General features: G+C 54.4%; 1 protein-coding gene. It reads right to left on the reverse strand.

Going from position 1 to position 851, the window contains the following annotated elements; all coding sequences use genetic code 11:
* Positions 1-6: 6 nt before the first annotated feature.
* A complete protein-coding gene (locus tag RT21_RS22855; RefSeq protein ID WP_031310677.1) occupies positions 7-750 on the reverse strand; it encodes an SDR family oxidoreductase in 744 nt (247 codons plus the stop codon).
* Between the last annotated feature and the right edge of the window lie 101 nt (positions 751-851).

Below are 851 nucleotides of genomic sequence, written 5' to 3' on the forward strand. Positions count from 1 at the left end.
AACTCATTAGAATTCCTGCACGGTTGGGCGCAGAACGATCTCGTTAATATCCACGTCAGCAGGCTGCTCAATTGCGAAGGCGATAGCTCGAGCGACCGATTCGGCGGGAATTGCATGCTTGTAGAAGTCCACCACGAAATCGCGGCTCTGTTGGTGGGTGCTGCCGAATTTCAGTTCGGAGTCCACGGCGCCCGGTTCGATAGTCGTGGTGCGGATGCTGCCACCGACTTCGTGACGCAGTCCTTCGGAGATAGCCCGCACAGCAAACTTGGTGCCGCTGTACACGGTGCCACCTGGGCTAAACACCTTCAGGCCTGCAACCGATGCGATGTTGATGAAGTGACCACTGTTTTGTTTCTGGAAGACTGGCAATGCAGCCGCGACTCCGTACAGCAGACCCTTGATGTTGATATCGATCATGCGATCCCACTCGTCAGTGCGAGCATCGCTGAGCGGTGCAATCGCCATCAGTCCGGCATTGTTGACCAGTACATCAATGCGACCGTAGGTGTCCACGGCACCTTGAATGAGCGTTTTGACCTCTTCCTGAGAGGTAACATCGGTCTGATACGCGATTGCCTGACCACCTGCATTGGTCAGCTCAGCCACCAATGCGTCGAGTTTATCTTTGCGACGTGCAGCCAGCACTACGCGAGCGCCAAGCGCAGCAAGGTGGCGCGCAGTAACCTCACCCAGGCCGCTACTGGCACCGGTGATAACGACAACTTTTCCAGAAATGTTATTGCTCATGCTGAGAACCTCATCGGCGGGTTTGTACTTCGCCATGGCTGGTTAACCTGGCAGTGCGCAAACTTTAGACCCATGATTGATCTCAATAAATGGAAATGATT

This window comes from Pseudomonas sp. 10B238 (assembly GCF_000970615.1).
In the GTDB taxonomy this organism is placed as follows: domain Bacteria; phylum Pseudomonadota; class Gammaproteobacteria; order Pseudomonadales; family Pseudomonadaceae; genus Stutzerimonas.